1 protein-coding gene is annotated in these 242 nt (G+C 56.2%); it reads right to left on the bottom strand.

Annotation, left to right across the window (positions count from 1 at the left end):
* On the bottom strand, positions 1 to 242 hold a 242-nt coding region (locus ACSV5T_RS10265), incomplete at both ends, for a hypothetical protein (protein WP_438321079.1).

Here is a 242-nt window from a genome sequence, read left to right as displayed (position 1 = left end):
GCTGCGTCGCGATCTCGTCACCATATACCGCTCGCTGCAACCCGTTGACCATCGTCTCCCACGCTTCCGTGTGGATTTTCGCTTCGTCATGCGTCAATCGGTGACGCGTCCCGAGGTCGGTCCATTCGATGACCGGCAGCTCGTCGAACGCCTTTTGGAGCACGATCAACTTCATCAACTTCGGCCGTTCCGCGACGAGAAGCTCTTTCAAGACGTTGTCGAGGACGTCATCGATATTGAAA

Origin of the sequence: Veillonella sp. ZSJB6 (genome assembly GCF_051549505.1) — a bacterium.
GTDB lineage: Bacteria > Bacillota > Negativicutes > Veillonellales > Veillonellaceae > Veillonella.
The sequence above is the reverse complement of the archived record's forward strand: the minus strand, read 5'-3'. Positions and strand labels throughout refer to the sequence as shown.